The following is a 19,882-nucleotide window of genomic DNA, read 5'->3' as shown; positions in this document are numbered from 1 at the left end:
ACTTAACTGCCTCAAAAATACCCGCCTTTTTCGGCGATTTCCTGAATGGTCTGATCGTCGTAGACCCAGTCAAAAATCTATTTTTCGTTCGTGATGTTTTCCTCATCGCGCATCAATACGTCTCCCAAAGTGTGGCCTTGTTGCCTTTGTGATCCGAATCATGGCATTGGGCACAATTATTTTCGTCAATCTGCTTTAGTTCGCCTAAAATGTGCTCTTAGGGAGCACTCGATTCAACACCCAATCCGACAGTTATTTTCTTGCCTGTTTTTCGGGCTTTGCAGTACGTAAAAAGGCAACCAGTTCGATAATCTCAGATTCGTTCAGGCCGTCGAGCAGACCGGTTGGCATCAGGGAGTTGGGCGTTACTTCGCGCGACTGAATCTCGGATTTGTTCAAAACCACCGGGTCCTGTCCAACCACACGTAACGTCAGTTGCCGGTCGTTTTCCGACACTACGTTGCCCGAGTAGGTCCGACCGTTGCGGGTTGTAATCACTACCATTTTGTAATCGTCCTGAATTTCGCCACTGGGATTCAGGATATTGCTCAGCAGATAGTCGAGATTGGTACGGTTCGAGCCGGTAATATCAGGGCCAATGTTGCCGCCTTCGCCGTACATTTTGTGACAGGGGCCGCAGGTGCGCAGAAAAACCAGTCGGCCTTTGGCGGGGTTGGCTTCGGCCAGATTTCGGTCGGTAAGGAGTTTTTGATAACGAGTGTAGGCTTTTTCGTCGATATCGTTCTGTTCAATTGGGCCCCAGATTTCGACAAAGCCGCTGCCCACCACACGTAGCAGTTGACGAGCCGCATACGTTGGGACGTCGCGTTTTTGAATCTGATTCGTTTTCAGCGCCTGCGCCAGTTGCCAGCCGTATTTTGGCCGCGACGACATGGTTTGCACGACCTGCAATTTGTCTGACGTACTGAAGGTCGGATATTTTTTTAACAACAATGTTCCCAGCGATTCGCGATCATAACCCGCCACGGCCCGGATCGCTTCAGTACGTAGTTTCGCATCATCGAGCAACGCAGGCAGTTCGTCCACTAATTCAGAACGTTGTTGGCTGGCTACCGAACGTAGTGCTTTCAATCGCTGATCGGTTGGTGCTTTGGCATTTTTTACCGTAGCGAGCGACTGTCGGGCCGTTTCGGTATCACCAAATTGCTGGTTGACCTGCTGGACAAGCTGGGCCGTTTTAGGATTCGCTTTCAGTTTGGCGTAAGTGGTTTTCCAGTTGGCGGGAACCGTCAGATCGGTACGTCCTTCGAGTCCATCGCGCATACCTTCGAGCAGGCTAACCGGATTTTTCGACGACCTAGCCAGGGCCGTCACGAGCGCCGACGTAGCATCTGCATCAACGGTTCGGCGAGCAATCCAGCGCGTCAGTTGCGGCAGGTTGCTACGTTCGGCTAGTTCGAGGGCGCGGGCGGGATTTTGTTTAACGAGTGATTCAAAACCAAACCAGATCATTTTGGGCAGATTATGATCGGTTTTGTCTTCACCGTGTTGCATCAGTTCAGCGGCAATTTGCCAGCGGTGTTCCGCATCGATACGTTGCAACGCCGACGCCAGATACAGCCGTACCACAGGCGATACGTCGGCCCGTGCCATCTGAACAAATTTTTCCTGAGCACTAACCGGAACTGCTTGATCTTCGCACAACAATTGAACAGCCCACGCCCGCACATACGGATCTTTATCGTCCAGTGATTTGACCAACGTAGCGTTGTCGAAACCACCCGTTACGTGTAACGCCCACATCGCCCGAAGCCGCCAGTCGGGGTTGGTTTGGGTATCGAACAATTGCCGAAGTTGCACGTGGGTCTGGCTGTCGAGTTTCTTCTGAGCGGCCCGTTTTTGCAAAATGATACGTGCCCGTCGGGCGTGCCAATCGCTCGTAACAGTTTGTAGTTGAACGAGTTGCTGGTCGGTCATTTTATTTAGGTCGGAATAGCGACCCGTCCAGTTTTGCGCGAGTGAATTTTTAGCCGATACGCGAAAAATCCGGCCCGTTTCGCCGTTCAGCACTTCTTTTCCGCAAATGTCGGCGTCGTGCCAGTCGAGAACGTAAAGCGCACCATCGGGACCAATTTCCATACTGAAACCGACCCATTGCGCGTTGTTGGCCTGCAAAAACTCATCGCCATGATGCCCCACAAAACCCGATCCTTTCGGCTCCAGAATATCCGACAAAACGGCGTGTTCGTGAATATTAGCCATAAAAATTCGTCCCTGCTGCGAAGCCGGAAACGCATCGGATTGGTAAACCCGCGCCCCACCATGCGCCGAACGGTGACTGTGATCAGTAATAGTTTTGATGTCGTCGTACACGTAGGGATTGAAATGCTGCCCGCCCTGTCGATGGTAAATACCGCCGGGAATAACGTGCCATAGGTGCGGAATAACGCAAGCCGTCATAACCAGTTGACCCTTAGCATTGTAGTCGATCCCCCACGGATTGCTGAACCCATGCGCTACCACCTCGAACTTATCTTTTGTGGGGTGATACCGCCAGACACCGCCGTTAATATCTACACCTTCGCCTTGCAGAATATCTTCCGGAAACGGGTCGTTGTGTTTGTAGAGTTTGCCTTTGCCGACGGGTTTGCGCACTTTGGAGGGCGTAGCAAACCCCTGAAGCCCGTAAAGCCAACCATCGGGTCCCCAGTGAAAACTGTTCAGGGTTTCGTGCCGGTCGCGGATGCCCCAGCCCGTTAGTCGCACTTCAATATCATTCACATCCGCTACGTCGTCGCCATTCCGGTCGGGCACAAAAAGCAGGTTGGGCGGTGCGCCCAGAAACAGCCCGTCGAAACCCACAGCCATTGCCGCCGGAAACGGAATGCTATCCAGAAACACTTTCTGTTTGTCGGCCACTCCATCGTTGTCGGTATCTTCCAGAATCAAAATTCGGCTGTTTCCGGCTTTCGAGAATCCGTAGCCACGCGATTCATAATCGCGATTTTCGGCCACCCACAACCGGCCTCGGTCATCCCAGCAAAAAGCCATTGGCTGCGTAATCATCGGTTCAGATGCCCAGACGTTGGCCTGATATCCGTCTTTCACCGTCATATTGTCGACGGCCTGTTGCGGAGTCAGAAATTTGGCATCGCGGCCTTCCTGCTGCGCTAGTCCCCACAGCATGGAGGTATTGTATTGCCCTGTATTGCCGCTGAATTCGCCCCAGGTTTTTGTGAGTGCTACGTCGCTAAGTTCGCCCGTGTAGATAACCAGTTGATGACGAATAACTTCCGTATCGCCCTTTTCGATTTTCCAGTCTCCCATGCGGGCGCGCGCTGGTCCGATACCCATCTGATTGTCGACACGCCAGTAGTTTGGATAGCCTTTGTTTTCGGGATGATCGAAAATGGCAACGTGCGCCAGATCGCTACGTCCGTCTACTTGCAAACCAACATCAACCCACATGGCGCGCTGGCCTTCTGCTTTTTCGTTACGTTGCCGGGCCGCATTGATCACCTCGCCCGACATTCCCTGTCGCCACGGCATCCGCAGAAACAGTCCGCCGTAATCGTATTTGCCAATTGTTACGTCGGTGTTGGCCTTACCTTTCCATTCGAGATCGAGCAGAAATTTGCCGTCTTTTTCGCGCATGGCCCAGTTCTGGGTTTCGGTCAACGTAGCGTTTCCCTGTTCATCGAGCAGTTCATAAACGGTTTGCCATTTCACTACGTTGCCGGAAGTCTGCACCACTTTAGCCGATACCCGACGCCAGTAGTTATCGGCAGGATGGTGAAAATAATCGCGGCCATTAACGCGCGTAAACCCCCAGTACAAACCTGTCTGGTGTTTGTGGTGGCCGGGACTGTATTCGGTCAGAATACCTTTTCCGTCGGGAGCTGAAATTGGGTGGATGTAAGGTCGGAAATCAGGCAGGGCGTTCTGCACCAGAATCGGCTGTTTGCCCCCCGTCCGAAATACGGAGATTGTGCCCGCTTTCACATCCTGTTTAAGAATAAGTTTAACGCTGGGTTTAGGTTTGGGCAGAGTGGCCGTGCTAGAGGGCTGAAAATGCAGGAAAACACTACCAGAGCAAATAACAAGTACGGTAAAAAATAGCGCAATTGATCGCATAGGGCGTCTGGAAAAGGGTGAAATGCAATAGAGATTTAGGCTAAAAGCACCGAAAAAAACTGGCATACTTGCCCGACACACAAATGCTACGTTGCTAAGTAAACTTTAATTGACCAAAAGCATCAATGTACGTGAGCCAGATCAGGTAAAGAATAACCAGATTAGTGCAGTTTTGGGTCAAACAAAACGAATCGATTATGAAGCGCAGAGAAACAGTTTCAACTATCATGACCACCAGTGTTTTCACCGTCAATGTGAAGAACAGTCTTCACCAGGTTGTTGAGTTGCTTAATCATCATAAAATCAGACACATACCCGTTGTAAATGCCGGTGAGATCGTGGGGATGATTAGTAAAACAGACGTTAATCGCCTGACATTCGGCTCGCTTTTTGAAGGACAGGATGAAGCCGATGAAGCTGTTTTAGAGATGCTTACGATTGAACAGGTGATGACGCATAAACCCCGAACCATTGTGGCTACGATGACGATTCGGGACGTTGCCAAGGTTTTTGCTGAAGAAGAATTTCACGCTCTGCCGGTTGTTGATGAAGAGAACGTACTGATCGGTATTGTTACAACTACCGACGTAATCAATTACTTATTGGATCAATATTAAACGCAATACATTGCGTCTCCTGTGCCGGATGGTTTGTTGCTGCCATACAGGAGACGCAATATATCTCTACGTTAAAAATACCCGCCTTTTTCGGTGATTTCCTGAATGGTTTGCCCTTCGTGAACCCAGTCAAAAATCAGTTTTTCGTTCGCCATAATCTCTTCAGCGCGCTTCAATACGTCGTATGCAATGTCGCGTGGAACAACCAATACGCCATCGATATCACCCAGAATTATGTCGCCGGGTTTAATGGTTGCATCGCCAATCTGAATCGTGACCTGATAATGGGTAATCAAACACCGCCCCAGACTGCCATTTGAGATTCGGTACTTATAGAAAATCGGGAAGTCAGCCTCCAGAATCTGGTGCGTATCGCGAATACCGCCATCGATGCAGGCTGCTTTCACTTTCTTACCTTTGGCCGTAGCCGTCATAACGCCCCCCCAAAGCGTGGCTTTGCTATCGTTGGTTGTATCCCAAACCACAAAGGCATCTTCGTGTATCTCTTCGAGCATTTGAGTACGAAACTCCATTTCGCCCCGAATCATGGCGTTAGGTGCGCTCTTGACCGTAAAGGCAAAACCCGCCACGGTACGATATTCGCGCAAGGGCAAAATATGGCCGGGCAACGCCTGATTCAGCAGGCAAAATTCGCGCATCACATCATTGACGGCACCCGTGTAAAGTTGTTCAAACCGTTGAAGTAGTTCTTTTTCAGGGATAGGGAACGTAGCGTCGGAAACGCTTTCACGGTTTTCGATCAACTTCTCCAGATTCATCAATCCGACTTCTTTTTTATACTGATCGACACTCATGATTATTTCGTTTTGATTGTTTATAAGTCAATTAAATAAAGTGATTCCTTTAATGGCCGTCGATACGTTAACCAACTGTCCTTTTTCGGCTTCGGTAATGACCAGCCCTAGTTTTCCTGTTGGGTCGAAAGCGCAGTTTGTTGGGTTCTGGCCCGTTGCGTTGATTTTTTTGATGACTTTCCCTTCAGGCGATACGACGTGGATATAGCCAGTACCATAAACCGCTACGTAGAGGTTGCCGTCCTCGCCAAACGCCATGCCATCTGGTCCGCCGGGTCCATTCGGACCTTCAACGGTTGCCCAGACCGTAGCGTCAGTCCATTCTCCGGTTTCGGCGTTCCAGTTGCCTTTCCAGAGTCGATGTTTGTAAGTTTCGGCCAGCACCAGCGTTTTGCCGTCGGCACTGAATGCCAATCCGTTGGGGAAATATTTCTCGGTTGTAAATTTCTTTACGGTACCATCACGCATACGTACTACGGCGTAACCCGTTGGCTCCTGACGCGATTCGCCGGGGCAGGTAAAGAGCAGATTTCCAGACGTATCGAAGGCTAAATCGTTGGGTTTGTTGAACGCTTCACCGTCGATTTTATCCAGAATGGTTTCCGTTTTTTCGGTTTTAAGGTCGAAGCGCCGAATGCTACGTTGCGCCGAATCGCAGAACCAGATTTTCCCCTGTTTGTCGATAGCAATGCCGTTCGGCCCACCGCCAACGGGAAAGCGTTTTAGTTTTCCATTTTTGAGCTGCACCAAACTTTCGCCTTTCAACTCAACCGCCCATAAACTCCCATCGGCGGCAAACGCTGGCCCTTCGGGAAAGCTGAGTCCGGTTGTCAACGTAGTAACTGACGACGATTTAGAAAGCGGATAATTGGTATGAATCTGCGCAATTTCATCTGCGGTTAATGCCCGATCAAACACGGCCAGACCGCCGAGTTGCCCAACGAAATCATTACCGATATTGCCTAGTCGATGAACGGCCCCAACGGTGAAATCGGCTCCATCTTCACCGCCGTCGAAAATGCCTTCTTCGTATGAATACGGATTCCGGTCGGCGCGGGCATCGAACTGGCCGTTTCGGTACGATTTGATTTGATGACCATCGTAGGTCATAGCCACAAACGTCCATTCATCGTAGCGAACCGGTGTTTGCCCAATCGATACGTCGACGCACCATTTTTCGCCGGGCGTTGGGCCACCCACGCCCGAAATGTGTCCGCAAACCTGACTTTTGCTGTCGCGTAATCGAATATTCAGAAACAGACAGTATTGTCGCTTTTTCTGCGTTTCGTTCCACATCCCGGCAATGGCTTCGCACTCGGCATTGTCGCGACTTTTAACCTGTCGTTTTACCCACGCCAGCACGGTCACCTGTGCATTTTTGCCTCGAATGTTCAGGCCGGGGCAATCGGCGCGGGGAATAGTCAGATAGTCGTGCTCCTTGATATCGAGCGAATTAGCAGACAGAACACCCTCTTTCATAACAGGAATCGGGCCGGTCGGTTCCTGCAATACGTACTGAAATTTCCCTTTGGAACGTAGCGGCTGCTTTCCGGCAAAATCCCACAGACACAGCAGGTTTGGAACGGAAAGCAAGTCCGGTTTTGTGGATAAAGCGTGTGTTACGTTGGTCATCATCAGGCCGCTGAGTAAGGTTGACTGGGTGATAAAATGGCGTCGGTTCATAAACTAGATTCTTTGTCACGGTCGAAAAAGAGGAAGGCCCCTGCCCAGAGAAACAAGCTACCCAACACATAAACGCCTGATAAACTGGCCAAACCAATGGTTAGCCCTAAAGTCGGTTTTAATACGCCCAACAAATAGGGTGCGATGGAACCGATTAGGAAGGCGCAGGCCAGCATCAGCCCATAAGCCGATGACCGTATTTTGGGCGATACCACTTCGTAGAGCGAGGCCACAATGTTGGAGTCGTACCAGCCCCGGAAAATGCCGAACAGAAATAGTGCTACGTAGGTGAGTGTCTGCGTTTCGCTCATGCTGATGCCGTAGATAAACGGCGCGCCGAGCAAGAGTCCTGTTGCCTGCACAATCAGCCGACTTCGGGGATTGGTTTTAGCATAGTAATCGGCAATTTTCGCCCCCGACAATACGCCCAGAAATGCGCCAAGGTGGTGGTAAAACAGCGACGAAAATCCGGCATCGGTCAGCGTCATACTGAACTTATCGACCAGAAACGACGGCATCCAGGTCAGGTAACCGACGTTAACAAACACCATGCAACCAAATCCCAGCGTGAGCATGATTACGGTTGGCTTTCGGATAACGATACGTGCCGTTTGGCCAATGTCGGCCAGCATGGGCGTTTGCGCTTCGACGGTTGACTTCACTACGTCTTTCGGAATGCGGCTGAAGAACACGAACGCCAGCACAATACCCAGACTGCCAAACAGATAGAACGCTTTCTGCCAGCCGTAGTGCTCGCCGATATAGCCCGCAATAATGCCGCTCAGGATGATACCGAAATACACCGCCGTCTGGTGAATCGAGAGCGCAAACGAGCGACTTTCTTTGTATTTCTCACCCAGCAACGCATTCGCCGATGGAGCATAGAACGCTTCGCCCCCACCCGTTGCCACACCACGTAACAGAATGAACTGAACAACGCTGGAGCAAAAACCGGTCATCAACGTAGCGCACGACCAGAATAACAGGCAAAACCCCAGAATATTCCGGCGCGAAAATCGGTCACCGATGAAGCCCGCGATGGGAACCAGCAGCCCGTAGGTCCAGACGAGTGCCGACGCAATCAGGCCCAATTCGGCATCGGTCAGGCCGAGGTCTTTGCGTATGAGTGGCAGTACGACGCTGAAAATCTGCCGGTCGGCCTGATTCAGGAAAAACGCCAGCCAGAGCAGGGCCAGCAACTCCCAGCGGAAGCCAGTCGGTTTTTTAGTAAGGGAAGGCGGTGATTCAACCATGATTACGGAAGTTTAGCGGTTGTGGGAGCGGCATTCCAGGCACTAACGGTCAGAACGGCACTTTTACGAGTTCCGGGTTCACGCCATAATACGTCCATGTCAAATTCCTGCGTTTCACCGGGCGCAATCCAGGTAAAATTGTCGGATGCGACAATGGCGCGTTTGGTGCCCGTAATGTCCAGTTTTGCCATAAAAGCGGGCGCTTTGCCCGTGTTTGTCACCTTCACCCGTACTGTACTCTGATCGGTTCCCGTTGGCTTCTGACTCATGACCGAAGCTGTCAGCGACGTAGCGGTTTTGGCAACGGTCGGTTTCAGAAACGGTCCTTTTTCGAGCGTTGGCCACGGAATCGGATTGCTGACGTATTTCTGGTAAAACTCTCCGTTCTCCAGCATCGACAAACTCCGTGGGTAATAAAATGACCGAGATACCAGCTTACCGGAAGCATTGTGTAGTTCGGCAACGATGAGCACGTAGCGATCACGGTAATCAGCCGGAATTATATATTCGCCGAGATTAGCCGAACTCACCGACGTACCAGCCGCTACGTTCAGTTTCTGCTCCTGTTTCCAGAGTTGTTTGAACGTATCATCGAGAACCTGTACGGAAATTTTCGCGCCCGGTATGCCCTGAACTAGCGAGTGCGTTACGGTAACTGGCAATTTGATACGTTCGCCCGGTTTCCAGAGCAGACGCGGAATGTCAATCGCTACGTGTGTCGGTTCGTAAGTACGTTTGAGGAAATAATACGGCGCTCCGGCATTACCAAACCAGTCCATCATCTGAATCGCAACCACCGGCCAGTGACGTTTGAACACCCACGGCATCAGCCCCGACGTAACGGGATAATTGCCCTGCATTTTTTCGGAAAACACCTGATAAAACTCCCCGGCTCCCACCTGCGACGCTTCCGTAACGGCTTCAATAGTCGGGTCGGCCATGTCAGTAATGTGCGACGCCCGACTCAACATGCGCGGTACACGGCTCGGCCCGTATTCGGTAAAGTGGTGGATAAACTCGTTATGGCCTTGATAGAAGTCTTTATCCCACATTTTACCTAAACCCGTAAACTCCTTATTGTCAACAGTTTCGTAGAACAAATTCGCTTCGGGCATCGAGTGCATACCCGTTTCCGAAATCCATGGTTCGTATTTATAGCCCACGCCGTACCATGTCGGGTCCATGTCGGGGTATGTGTGCAGACTACCATCGTCGGGCGTCGTGCGAACGTAAAGCCGGGATTTATCGAAAATGTCCAGATTGCGTTCCAGAATGCCCATCGTGGCCGCGTTGCCGTAGGAATACGGATTGAATTCGTTACCTCCGCACCAGACCGCCAGCGACGGATGATTCCGCAACCGAACAATAGTCTGTACAACCTGAGCCTCCCAAATGTCCTGCGGATAGAGCGGTGTATCCTGATTGCCAATCGGGAAATCCTGCCAGACCATGATGCCCAGCTCGTTACAGATGTTGTAGAAATGCTCGGATTCGAGCAGGCCCCCCCCCCAGATACGTATCAGTTGAACGCCCATTTTTTTAGCGGCTTCAAGCGTCCATCGGTAACGATCTTTCGATGTTTCGAGCAATACGTCCTGCGGGGTGAAGTTCATGCCTTTCACAAAAAACTTCCGGCCATTCACCACAAACTGCCAATTCTCCCAACGGTCGGCGGTACGTGGACCAGCAGAAGCTAATCGCTCAATGGTACGTATGCCGAAGGGAAATTTGATCTCATCGACAACCTGTTTGTCTTTTTTGAGAGCCACGCGCACCGTGTACAGATTAGCTTCGCCCAATCCGTTCGGATGCCAGAGTTTTGGGTTCGTTACGGTCAACTCATCCTCGAACCACGTCCGTCCTTTAAACGCTTTGAACGGTTTTTCCCGCGTAAACGCTACGTTGCCCGCTTTATCAACCAGTTCGACCAGCACCGACAGGTTTGTATTCGATAACGTAGTGCCCGGTACGCGACCATCGTAATGGTGCATCTGCGCGTTTTTCCACGGATGCAATTGATAACCAAGCGAATTTGTATCGACCAGCACCTCACTCGCGAAGTGAAGGGTAGCTTTTCCGTTCTGAATCGACGTAGTGGTCAGGTAAGGCCGTTCGAGGTGGTAGGGTTGTACGATCTCGAGCCGAACGTCCTGCCACATGCCCACGCTGAAGAACATTTCGCAACCCGAACTTCCCGAAATCACCCACGGTTTGATGATCCGACCACTGGCGCGTGGATTGTAACCTTTCCGCTTTTCAATCATGTATTCGCCGTTGCTGTTACGTGGTAAGCTCTCGTAATCAGTGGCTTTGTTGCCCCAATTCCCGGCCCGAACTTCAACCAGCAATTCGTTATTACCCGACGATTTCAGGAGCTTACTCACCTCAACCGTTGGGCCGCCAAACATGCCTTCGTGCACACCCACCAACGTACCGTTCAGCCACACCTTCGAGAAATAATCGACGCCATCGAAGCATAGAAATACGTAGCTGCCGGGTTTAGCCTTGGTTGGCGTCGGAAATGATTTTCGGTAATACCACGCTTTCTCGTCCATGAATTTATACTGGTCGGAATTTTTGTGGTAATACGGATGCGGCAACTTCCCGGCCTTGAAATATGACCAATGAACGGAATTCGGAATGCTGGTCTGAAACGCATCTTCACGGGGATCGTTCGGATTAGCTATGGGCGCATCAGTATGCGACAATTCCCAGCCATCGCCCGAGAGCAATACGTGTTGCGCGCCCGTTCGGGGCGTAATGCGGTACGGTTGCCAGAACTTATTTTTCTCATCGGCAAACGGATTATCGGGCGACGTAGCGGACGTATTGCTTTGGGCCGAAACCGAAACAACGCTCAGGAACGTTATTAGGAAGAGTAGCGAAATGTGGTTACTTTTCATCATTAAAAGGCTAGACTTATGGAAGCACTTCGGTTTGTACAGCGCGTCACCGACGATACGTTGGTGTTGCCCATGCCTCCTTCGTATCGGGAGCAGGAAGTAGAAGTTATTGTTCTGAAAAAAGAAACGCCCAAAAAACCAGAACTTACGGTTGAGGAGAAACTGGCGATTTTGCGGCAATACGAGGGTATTTTTGCCAACTCCAAATGGCAACCGGGTCCTGATTTTGAGGACGAAATGTATACGCAGGAATGACCATTTTTCTTGATTCTTCTATTTTGATTGAATATTCGAAAGGCAACAAAAAAGAATTGATGATAAACCTGCTGAGTCGAAGTTATCGGTTGGTTTATAACAGTATTGTTGTCATGGAATACGTTTATCATGCGCTTGGTCACTATGGGCAGAAGGCTCCACGAACGCTGAAAGAGGCCAGGCGTATTCCTGAAGTACTGACTAAGCACAATTCGCTGACTCTGTTCAATTTGTTTGAGCAAATAACAGACAACCACCCATCCGCCGACGAAGTTCTTCGACTGATGACGACTTACAACATGTTGCCCAACGATGCAATTATTCTGGCTCATTGTCTGAATGCGAATATTTCTTTTCTAGCCTCCTACGATTCTGATTTTCAGGAACCTTGTCGTAAAGAAGGTATTACGCTTATCGACAGCGTTGATGCGCTGAATTCTCATTTTTCTCCTTCATAAGGTTTCAGTTTTCCGTAACCCCGCATTAGCAGCAAACCGCCGTCGATGGTGATGGTTGAGCCGGTCATGTAGCTGCCCGATAAGATTAAATCCACCAGTACGTTGGCGATTTCGTCGGGTAAGCCCAGACGCCCCGCCGGGATGCCATCGTTTACGGTCTGAAGCAGGGCCGGGTTTTCCCAAACTGTCCGGTTGATGTCGGTCTGGATGGCGCCAACGGCCAGCGTATTGACCCGGATGTTGTGCGGCCCCAGCTCCATCGCTACGCCTTTCATCAGGGTTTCCAGTGCGCCTTTGGTGGCTCCATAAAGCGTCAATCCCAACCCCGGCCGGATACCATTCACCGACGTAACGGTCCAGATGCTACCCGCTACGTTATGCTTCACCATATTGCGAGCAACGGATTGCGTCAGGAACGTAGTACTGCGAAAGTTGACGTTGTTGAATTGGTCGAAATCGGCCTCTGTTACGTCCAGAAAGTGTTTTTTGTACGACACCCCCGCATTATTCACCAATACATCGAGACCGTTTGCTACGTCCCACGCCTGTTCCGCCAACTGAATTGCCTGCGCGGTTTCTGACAAATCAGCTTGCAACACATACGCATTACGTCCGAGTTGGCGGATAGTTTCGGCAACGGTTTCGGCTTCGTCGCGGTTTTCGTGGAAATGAACCACTACGTCGCAACCTGCTTCGGCCAGACGTAGGGCAATGGCTTTGCCGATTCCCTGCGATGCTCCGGTCACCAATGCTTTTTTTGATGTTTGTGTCATCAATAGTCCAGTTTTATAACAATTGACCGGGAAAAATCAGGAAGTTTTATGGACTTTCCCGAAGTGCCTTTTACCCATTTATTTTTCCACGGATCATAAAAAGTAAGCCATTTAGGTTGAGGAAGTTCGGGCGTAATACTACGTCCTGAAACAACAGATGCCGGGCGGTTTTCTTCCAGTTCGCTCTTCCAGTCCGACGTACCATCTCTTACCCACAACAGCGTCGTTTTTTTCCCGCGTAAACCGTAAACTTTCAGGTTTCCTGCTTCTGTTTTTTGATATGGAACAGCGTTTTCGGCCACCGGGTCGAAGCCTTTAATGGCTTCATTAAATCGAGCGAAATGCCACCATAGCTTATTTTTTTCGATGTAATAATCCCAATGCCAGCTTTGGCCCGGCCCGGCGGCTCCGGCGAAAAAGGGCGTAAACAACAGATCGTGGAGGAGAATACCCTGCGTGTCTTTCGGATATAGCTTAAACGGTCCGGCATGATTAGGTTCTACGGCCCCAACTTCCGACAACAACACCGGTTTTCCGGGCGCAAAAGCCAGCAAATTTTTCACGGCATCGCTGGCCAATGCATCCATCGGTGACTGGCAGATGGGTAACGTAGCACCTTTGTCGAGGTAGCGGTGCGCCTGCGCGATTTCGTTGCTACGTAGAGCAGAATAGGTTTTGTACAATTCGTGCTGCTTCGGCGAATCGTAACTGCCCAGCGTCTGCATCACAAACTGATTCGGAAATTGCGTTTTCACCTTACTGAGCATTTCGGTTGTCCAGTTGAGGAGTAAATCATCGTCTTTAACGTTCACCGAGTTTTGCTCATTCCATAATTCCCAGCCGAAAACAGTTGGATTGTCGCGGTATTTTCTGGCGAAAAATGCCACCCGATTCAGGTAAAGCTGCTTGCCCGTTTCGGTACGATAAAAATCCTCCATCGAGGAAATCTGACTGGCATACACTGGTTTATCGAACGGCACCGACGACGGAAACGGAGCGGGCGAGCCCGTGATTTTCCGAAAATGTTCCAGACAAAATTTGATACGTATCCCATATTTTTCACCCAATTTCACTAGTCCGTCAATCAGCGTTTCGGTGTTTTTATCGAATTGACCGGGTTGCTCTTTTTCAATTTCAAGCATGGGTGTACTCAACCAGATACGCGTAAAGTTGCCGCCATTTTTGGCAAGCTGACCGAAATAATGATCGTAGTAATTCAGTACGCTGTCTCCATCCGTTATCGACCGGGCAAAGCAGATATTGGGGCCAACCGGAATAAACGTTTTTCCGGAAATCGCCAGATACCTTGGGTTGATTTCACTCACACGAACGAACGCGTTTGGCTGCGCTACACATTTTATAAGAGCGAGTAGCGTGAATACCAATACGTTCCGAATCAGAGAATACAGCATACTTGATCATTTAAAAGAAACCCCACCCCAACCCCTCCCCCGCAGGAAGGGACTTCACAGAGTTAGAGGTCAAAGTCCCTTCCTGCGGGGGAGGGATTGGGGTGGGGTTTTGTGCCTTTTACTACATTCCTCCCACCGTCGGATACCAATCGGGGCGGTATGGGTCCTGGTGGAAACGGGCGTAGTAATCGCCTTTTTCTTCGTAATATTTTTCGTAATGCTTCATTTTATCCTCGTCCAGCGATACGCCTAAACCGGGGCCAGTTGGGACTTTGATACAGCCGTTTTCGTACTTCATCAATCCACCTTCGATAATGTCGTCGGTGAGGTAATGATAGTGCGCATCACCCGCGAAATTCATTTGCGGAATCGTAGACGCGGTGTGAATCATGGCGGCCAGTTCGATGCCAAATTCAGCGCCGGAGTGCATGGCCACGCCCAGATTGAACGTATTGCAAACCGCAGCCAGATCTTTCACACCGCGCGGCCCCTCCCAGTAGTGAATGTCGGTCAGCACAATATCGACCGAACCCATCCGAATGGCGGGAGCCAGATCGTCGAATTTGGCGGGGTACATATTGGTGGCTATTGGAATACGAATCTGTTTGCGAACGGCTGCGTTGCCTTCTAGCCCCCACGATGGATCTTCGAAATATTCAATATTCAGATCCTCCAATCGACGCCCGATCTGCACAGCGGTCTGCACCGACCAAAGCCCGTTCGGGTCGATACGTAGGCCGAAATCATCGCCGAGTTTCTCGCGGCAGAGTTCCAGCACCCGCGCTTCTTCTTTCGGCGATTTCACCCCCGCTTTCAGTTTCATCGAATTGACACCCAGCGTTTCGTGCAGCTCTACGCAGAAGTCGGCCATGTCTTCAGGCGTTTCATCGTGGCCACCGCTAGGACGGTCGTACCGCCAGAACAGATAGGCGATGAATGGTACTTCGTCGCGCACACGTCCGCCCAGAAGGTCACTCAATGGGCGGTTCAAAACTTTACCCTGAATATCGAGACACGCCATTTCGATGGCCGCATACAGCCGAGCGTTCGACATGTAATAAATGCTACGTAGTACTTTCAGCTTGATCTTTTCGAGATGAAACGGATCTTCACCGATGATACGTGGTTTGAGTTTCTGCAACGCACCGCGCTGATCTCCCCCGCCAACTTCGCCCAGCCCAACGATACCTTCATCGGTAATAACTTCGAGAATGGTACGCAGGAAATAGCCCGGATGCACACCGGTATTATGGCGCAGTTGCGCATTGAGCGGAATGGCGACGCAGCGGGTACGGATGTCAATAATTTTCATGGTTGTATGCGTTACTAAAATTTAGTTTTTACCAACGTAGTAATCGAAGCCCTCCAGCGAAATCCGAACAGAGCCGTCTTGCGCAGTCAGTGGCGATACGTCGGGGAGTTTTGTTGTTACGTTAGAATTATGATTGGTTCGGGCATCAAATTTTCTCATTCTGCTCCCAAATTGACTACTGGTTTTCTCTGGCAATTGAATCACTACGTCTTCCCGACGATTTGATACGTTGACAATCGTAAGAAGTTGGGACGTATTGGTTTTCCGCAAAAACGCGACGACCGATTCAGGTTTTGAGGTTTCGAGCCAGATGGTTTCGCCTGTTTGAAGAGCCGATTCAGTTTTTCGAAGCGTAATCAGGTCTTTGTACCAGTTGCGTAATTCGGTTTTCTGCGGTAAACCCTGCGATTCCCACAGAATGGGCCAATGTTCGAAAATGCCAAACGGAGAACCATCGCCAATTTCCTGCCCATTGTAAAGAAACGGAATACCATCGAGCATAAAATTCAATACGTTCAGGGCGCGGCTTCCCTTTTCGCCGAATACCAGATCGGTACGGTTCTGATCGTGATTGTCAGTATAGCGAATAAACAGTCCGCCTTTGGGAAATTCGCGGTTTTGCTTGCTCCAGCGTTCGCGAAGCTGCCTGGCCGACCCACCATTGACTACTACGTTTTTCAGCTCCTCCAGCCACGGAAATCCATAACAGGCATCAAAAGCACGTACCAATTCGGCAGGGCTATTACTCTCGCCCAGCATACCGATGTCGGGTTTGATCCGTTCGAGTTTCTGACGGGCATCTTCCCAAAAATCGACCGGAATACTGCCTGATACGTCGCAACGAAACCCATCGACGTTGCAGTCTTTAACCCAGTGTATCATGTCGTTGATGAGGTATTCGCGCAGTTTTGGGTACGAAAAATCGAGCCGTAGAAAATTATAATTGTTCAGAAGCGGCTTTCCAGATGCATCGCGGTGGTAATTTTTGGGGTCGCGAGTCAGGTTGCTCGATGGCCCCGTATGCAGGTACACCATGTCCATAATAACCCGTAATCCCAGTTTATGGGCCGTCTCGGCAAATGCTTTCAGATCGTTTTCTGTACCATATTCCGGGTCTATTTTGCTGTAATCCATCGACTTATATGGATTACGCGCTTCGTGGCCGGGCGATGCTTTCTGGCGCGGACTCCAATAGGCGGCACTGCTAATGGTATCGGCCAGATAAATGGGTGGCAAATAAATGATCGTAGCACCGAGATAAGCCAGTTGCGGAAGCCGTTTTTCGGCCGCTTTCAACGTACCTTCTTTCGTGAACGAACGTAGCCAAATCTGATAAATAACGCCTTCTTTGAACCACGACACTGCTTCTTTAGCCCGACGGGTTGTATCGCGGCTTTGGCCGTAACTGATGGATACGGTAAGTAGCGTTGCCAGAAAAAAGCCAATGTATGGTTTCATGCTTTTGCCTATAGTTCAATAGTGAGCGTATTGTTCTGGCCTTTTACCAGCGTAAATGTCTTTTCAATGGTTTTTTTCCCGACGGTAACTTTCGCCACGTAGTTGCCATAAAAGCCTCGGAACGTAATGGGTTTACCACCCTGGGCCGACGTAGTGAATGCCGTTTTCCATTCTTTATTGATCAGATCATCGAGTGCCGTGTAGGATGGTTTCGGGTTCAGCTTTTCGTCGATTAGCCCGGAGTTGAGTTTGCCTTCATTTCCCCAGGCTTTTCCGTCCGGCATATTCCACCACGTAATGGCCTCCATAGCCGGGTGACTAAAAAACAACCGATAGAAATTACGGGTAACCAGTGCCTGTTTTTTTCGGCCTTCTTCCGAATCAGCTAATACGGGAAATGTGATTTCGGAGATATTCAGTGGAATCTTGAACATTGCCAACTGATCAAGCACCTTCAACACTGATTTAGGACTAAAATCATTGGTCGTTCCTTCGTACACCGCTTTAGGGTCGACCAGATGCGGAAACAAATGAAACTGCAAACCGATGCCATTCACTTTAGCCCCACGTAACAGCAGGTTATGGATAAATACGTAGAGATAGCTGTATTCACCCCGGAAATTTTTAATTAGAAACGTTTCCGGCACTTCGTTATAAATCAGCCGATTGGTTGAATTGAAATTTTTCTCCGCTTCTTTAAAACCCAGAAATACGTAATCGTTGGGCATAGCCACCTGCATGTGTCGTAGAAACGATTCATTCGCTACGTCCCAATACAAAACGTCGTCTTTATAGCGTTGGCCAATTACCTCGATTCGTTTTTTAACGAGTGACGTCAGTGAGTCTGGATTTTTCGGTGCCCAATCCGGCATCGACGCCGTTGGCGAATCCCAAACCAGCGTATGCCCTTTCATGCGAATGTTATTCTGCTTGCAAAACGCAACAACCTTATCGGGAGGAGGACGTCGAAAAATGGGCGGACTATCAGCGGCAAACCGATACTGGCCGGGCATTGGCTCCACATCTTTCCAATAAAACGGGACTGAGGCAAAATTGAAAACCTTCGTAAACGCGTTTTCAAACTTCCGGTTTAGGTCAGCGTTCGGATAGCCATCGAGCATAAAAATATTAGCTCCGAACAAAAAATCATGGGTATTCTGGCGAATGTCGACGGTTGCTTTCTGAATCGGCTTTCCCTGCTTATCGGTCAGAGTCAGTGTAAAATCGCCCTTCCGATGGGTTTCGATTCCTTGCTGTATACGGTTTTCAATAGCCGAATCGTTCCAAAGCGAATCGTAGCGAGTCGATTGGGCCAGGCTTTGCATCGTAACAAACAGAAAAAACAAACTCAGGTAACGCATAACGTAATGGCTTTTAATATGTTACCACCCTCAACGACTGTATTCCCAAAACGTGGTCTATGGCCGCCCCCTTCAATCCAGCACCACCACCTGCGTGCGGGCACCGCTTTTCGGGAACTGAACTTCTTTCTCGTATTTCTTACCGTTCCGTTGCGTAACTACTTTATACGTACCGTAGAAACCTTTATAACTCACCGCGTTATTTTTGGGCGATGCCGTTACGTTCGTGCGCCACTCCTTGTTGATCAGCCGATCCAATACGTCGAAAGCTGGCTTTTTAGAGAAATCACGGTTCAACAAGCCACCTTTCCATTTGTCTTCGCCGGGCACCACCGTTCCATCGGATTTGATACGTGCCGGGGCTGCTGTACCATCCACCAGATTCCACCAGATGATGCCTTCTACTTTCGGATGGCTGAACCATAGTTTGTAGTAATTCTCCGTCATTACCGCCTGCATTTCAGGGCCTTTATCCGTCAATGCGGATACGGTAATTTCGGTGATATGCATTGGTAGATTGAAATCGGAATACAGGTCAAGCGTGTTGAACAACGTAGTGGGTGTCATGGCCTTACCTTTCAAAATCTGGTCATATTCCGGCTCGCTGAAATTGTGAAATTGTAGACCAATGGCGTTGATTTTAGCGTTACGTAGCAGCAAGTTTTCGGTGAGCAGATAATCAGCGTTGTACTCGCGTTTGTTGCTACGGTTCCAGATGTTGGTGGTGAAATTGAGCGTAAATACGTTGCTGTTCGGGAATTGTCGTTCGCTTTCCTTAAACGCTTTAAAGGCGAAATCTTTGGGCATCAGGACATCGGGGTGGCGGTCGGTTACTTCGTTTACTACGTCCCAGATTTGAATGTCGTGACCGTAGCGTTCGCCGATTTCCTGAATACGCTTGCTAATTTTCTGCTCCATAATTTTCTCGTCTTTCGGTAGCCAGGTCGGAATTGACCAGCGCTGATTGTCCCACACGAGCGTATGACCTTTGGGCGTGATGTTGTTCTTTTTGGCAAATTCCAGCACGACGTCGGGGGCCGGACGACGGTAGCTATAGGGGCTATCTTTCCCGAAACGCAGTTTGCCCGGCTCAGGCTCCAGTTCGGGCCAGTAGAACGGAATGGTTACGAAATTGAACAGCTTTGTAAAATTCTCTTCGTATAATTTATCCTCTTTCTCATTCTTAAATCCCTTGACCATGAAGCCATTGGCACCGAAATAAAAATCGTGGCGGGTCTGACTGAGCGAAACCTCGCCCGGAGAAATTGGATTGCCATCTTTATCGGTAAACTGAACCGTAAAAGCGCCCATCCGATTGTCGCGGATACCGTCGGCGATACGTTGCTGCACCGCCGGATCGCTCCATTGGTTTTTATACTCGTCGGAAAGCTGGGCCGACACCTGAAGCGTCGATAATGCCAGTACTGTAGCCGTGATAAGTTGCTTCATTGTAAAATAGCCGCCTGTCAGCCATCGACAGACGTATT

The 19,882-nt window shown here is 49.9% G+C and carries 14 protein-coding genes; 3 read left to right on the top strand and 11 right to left on the bottom strand.

Annotation, left to right across the window (positions count from 1 at the left end; translation table 11 throughout):
- Positions 1–252: 252 nt before the first annotated feature.
- Entirely contained in the window at positions 253–4,095 is a 3,843-nt protein-coding gene (locus ACYVD4_RS11695; protein ID WP_460945692.1) for a PVC-type heme-binding CxxCH protein, read from the bottom strand.
- A 197-nt stretch (positions 4,096–4,292) separates the two neighbouring features.
- Here ACYVD4_RS11695 and ACYVD4_RS11690 point away from each other — a divergent pair, with 197 nt between their 5' ends.
- A complete protein-coding gene (locus tag ACYVD4_RS11690; RefSeq protein WP_460945690.1) occupies positions 4,293–4,712 on the top strand; it encodes a CBS domain-containing protein in 420 nt (139 codons plus the stop codon).
- A 71-nt stretch (positions 4,713–4,783) separates the two neighbouring features.
- Here the strand turns inward: ACYVD4_RS11690 and ACYVD4_RS11685 are convergent, their stop codons facing one another.
- The 4 genes from ACYVD4_RS11685 to ACYVD4_RS11670 are packed head-to-tail and all read right to left on the bottom strand — an operon-like array spanning position 4,784 to position 11,369.
- Positions 4,784–5,527 carry an RraA family protein gene (locus ACYVD4_RS11685; RefSeq protein ID WP_460945688.1) on the bottom strand — a complete coding sequence of 248 codons (744 nt, stop codon included), beginning with the start codon at positions 5,525–5,527 and terminating at the stop codon, positions 4,784–4,786.
- Positions 5,528–5,554: 27 nt separating this feature from the next.
- Positions 5,555–7,210: an SMP-30/gluconolactonase/LRE family protein gene (locus ACYVD4_RS11680; RefSeq protein WP_460945686.1), complete on the bottom strand. Its 1,656-nt coding sequence runs from the start codon at positions 7,208–7,210 to the stop codon at positions 5,555–5,557.
- Positions 7,207–8,463: a spinster family MFS transporter gene (locus ACYVD4_RS11675; RefSeq protein WP_460945684.1), complete on the bottom strand. Its 1,257-nt coding sequence runs from the start codon at positions 8,461–8,463 to the stop codon at positions 7,207–7,209. Before ACYVD4_RS11675 ends, ACYVD4_RS11680 begins: the two co-directional genes overlap by 4 nt.
- 2 nt (positions 8,464–8,465) lie before the next feature.
- Entirely contained in the window at positions 8,466–11,369 is a 2,904-nt protein-coding gene (locus ACYVD4_RS11670; protein WP_460945682.1) for a glycoside hydrolase family 2 protein, read from the bottom strand.
- 15 nt (positions 11,370–11,384) lie between these two features.
- Here ACYVD4_RS11670 and ACYVD4_RS11665 point away from each other — a divergent pair, with 15 nt between their 5' ends.
- Together ACYVD4_RS11665 and ACYVD4_RS11660 are read left to right on the top strand one after the other, a co-directional pair.
- Positions 11,385–11,621 (top strand): hypothetical protein, encoded by a 237-nt coding sequence (locus tag ACYVD4_RS11665; RefSeq protein WP_460945680.1) that lies wholly within the window; start codon positions 11,385–11,387, stop codon positions 11,619–11,621.
- A complete protein-coding gene (locus tag ACYVD4_RS11660; protein WP_460945678.1) occupies positions 11,618–12,079 on the top strand; it encodes a type II toxin-antitoxin system VapC family toxin in 462 nt (153 codons plus the stop codon). The genes ACYVD4_RS11665 and ACYVD4_RS11660 overlap by 4 nt, the downstream gene beginning before the upstream one ends.
- Here ACYVD4_RS11660 and ACYVD4_RS11655 read toward each other — a convergent pair.
- The 6 genes from ACYVD4_RS11655 to ACYVD4_RS11630 form a co-directional block, all read right to left on the bottom strand.
- Complete coding sequence (locus ACYVD4_RS11655; protein WP_460945676.1) at positions 12,061–12,852, bottom strand: SDR family NAD(P)-dependent oxidoreductase; 792 nt, start codon at positions 12,850–12,852, stop codon at positions 12,061–12,063. The two genes, ACYVD4_RS11660 and ACYVD4_RS11655, sit on opposite strands and share 19 nt — an antisense overlap.
- Positions 12,852–14,264 carry a glycoside hydrolase 5 family protein gene (locus tag ACYVD4_RS11650; protein WP_460945674.1) on the bottom strand — a complete coding sequence of 471 codons (1,413 nt, stop codon included), beginning with the start codon at positions 14,262–14,264 and terminating at the stop codon, positions 12,852–12,854. The genes ACYVD4_RS11655 and ACYVD4_RS11650 overlap by 1 nt, the downstream gene beginning before the upstream one ends.
- A gap of 121 nt (positions 14,265–14,385) precedes the next feature.
- On the bottom strand, positions 14,386–15,576 hold the full coding sequence (locus ACYVD4_RS11645; protein WP_460945672.1) for an enolase C-terminal domain-like protein: 1,191 nt from the start codon (positions 15,574–15,576) through the stop codon (positions 14,386–14,388).
- Between the two features lie 21 nt (positions 15,577–15,597).
- Entirely contained in the window at positions 15,598–17,034 is a 1,437-nt protein-coding gene (locus ACYVD4_RS11640; RefSeq protein WP_460945670.1) for an alpha-amylase family glycosyl hydrolase, read from the bottom strand.
- An 8-nt stretch (positions 17,035–17,042) separates the two neighbouring features.
- On the bottom strand, positions 17,043–18,395 hold the full coding sequence (locus ACYVD4_RS11635; RefSeq protein ID WP_460945668.1) for an endo-1,4-beta-xylanase: 1,353 nt from the start codon (positions 18,393–18,395) through the stop codon (positions 17,043–17,045).
- Between the two features lie 72 nt (positions 18,396–18,467).
- The gene (locus ACYVD4_RS11630; RefSeq protein ID WP_460945666.1) at positions 18,468–19,844 is read right to left on the bottom strand and encodes an endo-1,4-beta-xylanase; all 1,377 of its coding nucleotides are present in this window, start codon (positions 19,842–19,844) and stop codon (positions 18,468–18,470) included.
- Between the last annotated feature and the right edge of the window lie 38 nt (positions 19,845–19,882).

It is taken from the genome of Spirosoma daeguense (assembly GCF_054776875.1).
Note: the sequence above shows the minus strand (reverse complement) of the source record. Positions and strands in the feature narration are given on the sequence as shown.

Coding starts and splice junctions, on each gene's coding strand:
- ACYVD4_RS11695 (WP_460945692.1), bottom strand. CDS start 4,095: ATGCGATCAATTGCGCTATTTTTTACCGTACTTGTTATTTGCTCTGGT.
- ACYVD4_RS11690 (WP_460945690.1), top strand. CDS start 4,293: ATGAAGCGCAGAGAAACAGTTTCAACTATCATGACCACCAGTGTTTTC.
- ACYVD4_RS11685 (WP_460945688.1), bottom strand. CDS start 5,527: ATGAGTGTCGATCAGTATAAAAAAGAAGTCGGATTGATGAATCTGGAG.
- ACYVD4_RS11680 (WP_460945686.1), bottom strand. CDS start 7,210: ATGAACCGACGCCATTTTATCACCCAGTCAACCTTACTCAGCGGCCTG.
- ACYVD4_RS11675 (WP_460945684.1), bottom strand. CDS start 8,463: ATGGTTGAATCACCGCCTTCCCTTACTAAAAAACCGACTGGCTTCCGC.
- ACYVD4_RS11670 (WP_460945682.1), bottom strand. CDS start 11,369: ATGATGAAAAGTAACCACATTTCGCTACTCTTCCTAATAACGTTCCTG.
- ACYVD4_RS11665 (WP_460945680.1), top strand. CDS start 11,385: ATGGAAGCACTTCGGTTTGTACAGCGCGTCACCGACGATACGTTGGTG.
- ACYVD4_RS11660 (WP_460945678.1), top strand. CDS start 11,618: ATGACCATTTTTCTTGATTCTTCTATTTTGATTGAATATTCGAAAGGC.
- ACYVD4_RS11655 (WP_460945676.1), bottom strand. CDS start 12,852: ATGACACAAACATCAAAAAAAGCATTGGTGACCGGAGCATCGCAGGGA.
- ACYVD4_RS11650 (WP_460945674.1), bottom strand. CDS start 14,264: ATGCTGTATTCTCTGATTCGGAACGTATTGGTATTCACGCTACTCGCT.
- ACYVD4_RS11645 (WP_460945672.1), bottom strand. CDS start 15,576: ATGAAAATTATTGACATCCGTACCCGCTGCGTCGCCATTCCGCTCAAT.
- ACYVD4_RS11640 (WP_460945670.1), bottom strand. CDS start 17,034: ATGAAACCATACATTGGCTTTTTTCTGGCAACGCTACTTACCGTATCC.
- ACYVD4_RS11635 (WP_460945668.1), bottom strand. CDS start 18,395: ATGCGTTACCTGAGTTTGTTTTTTCTGTTTGTTACGATGCAAAGCCTG.
- ACYVD4_RS11630 (WP_460945666.1), bottom strand. CDS start 19,844: ATGAAGCAACTTATCACGGCTACAGTACTGGCATTATCGACGCTTCAG.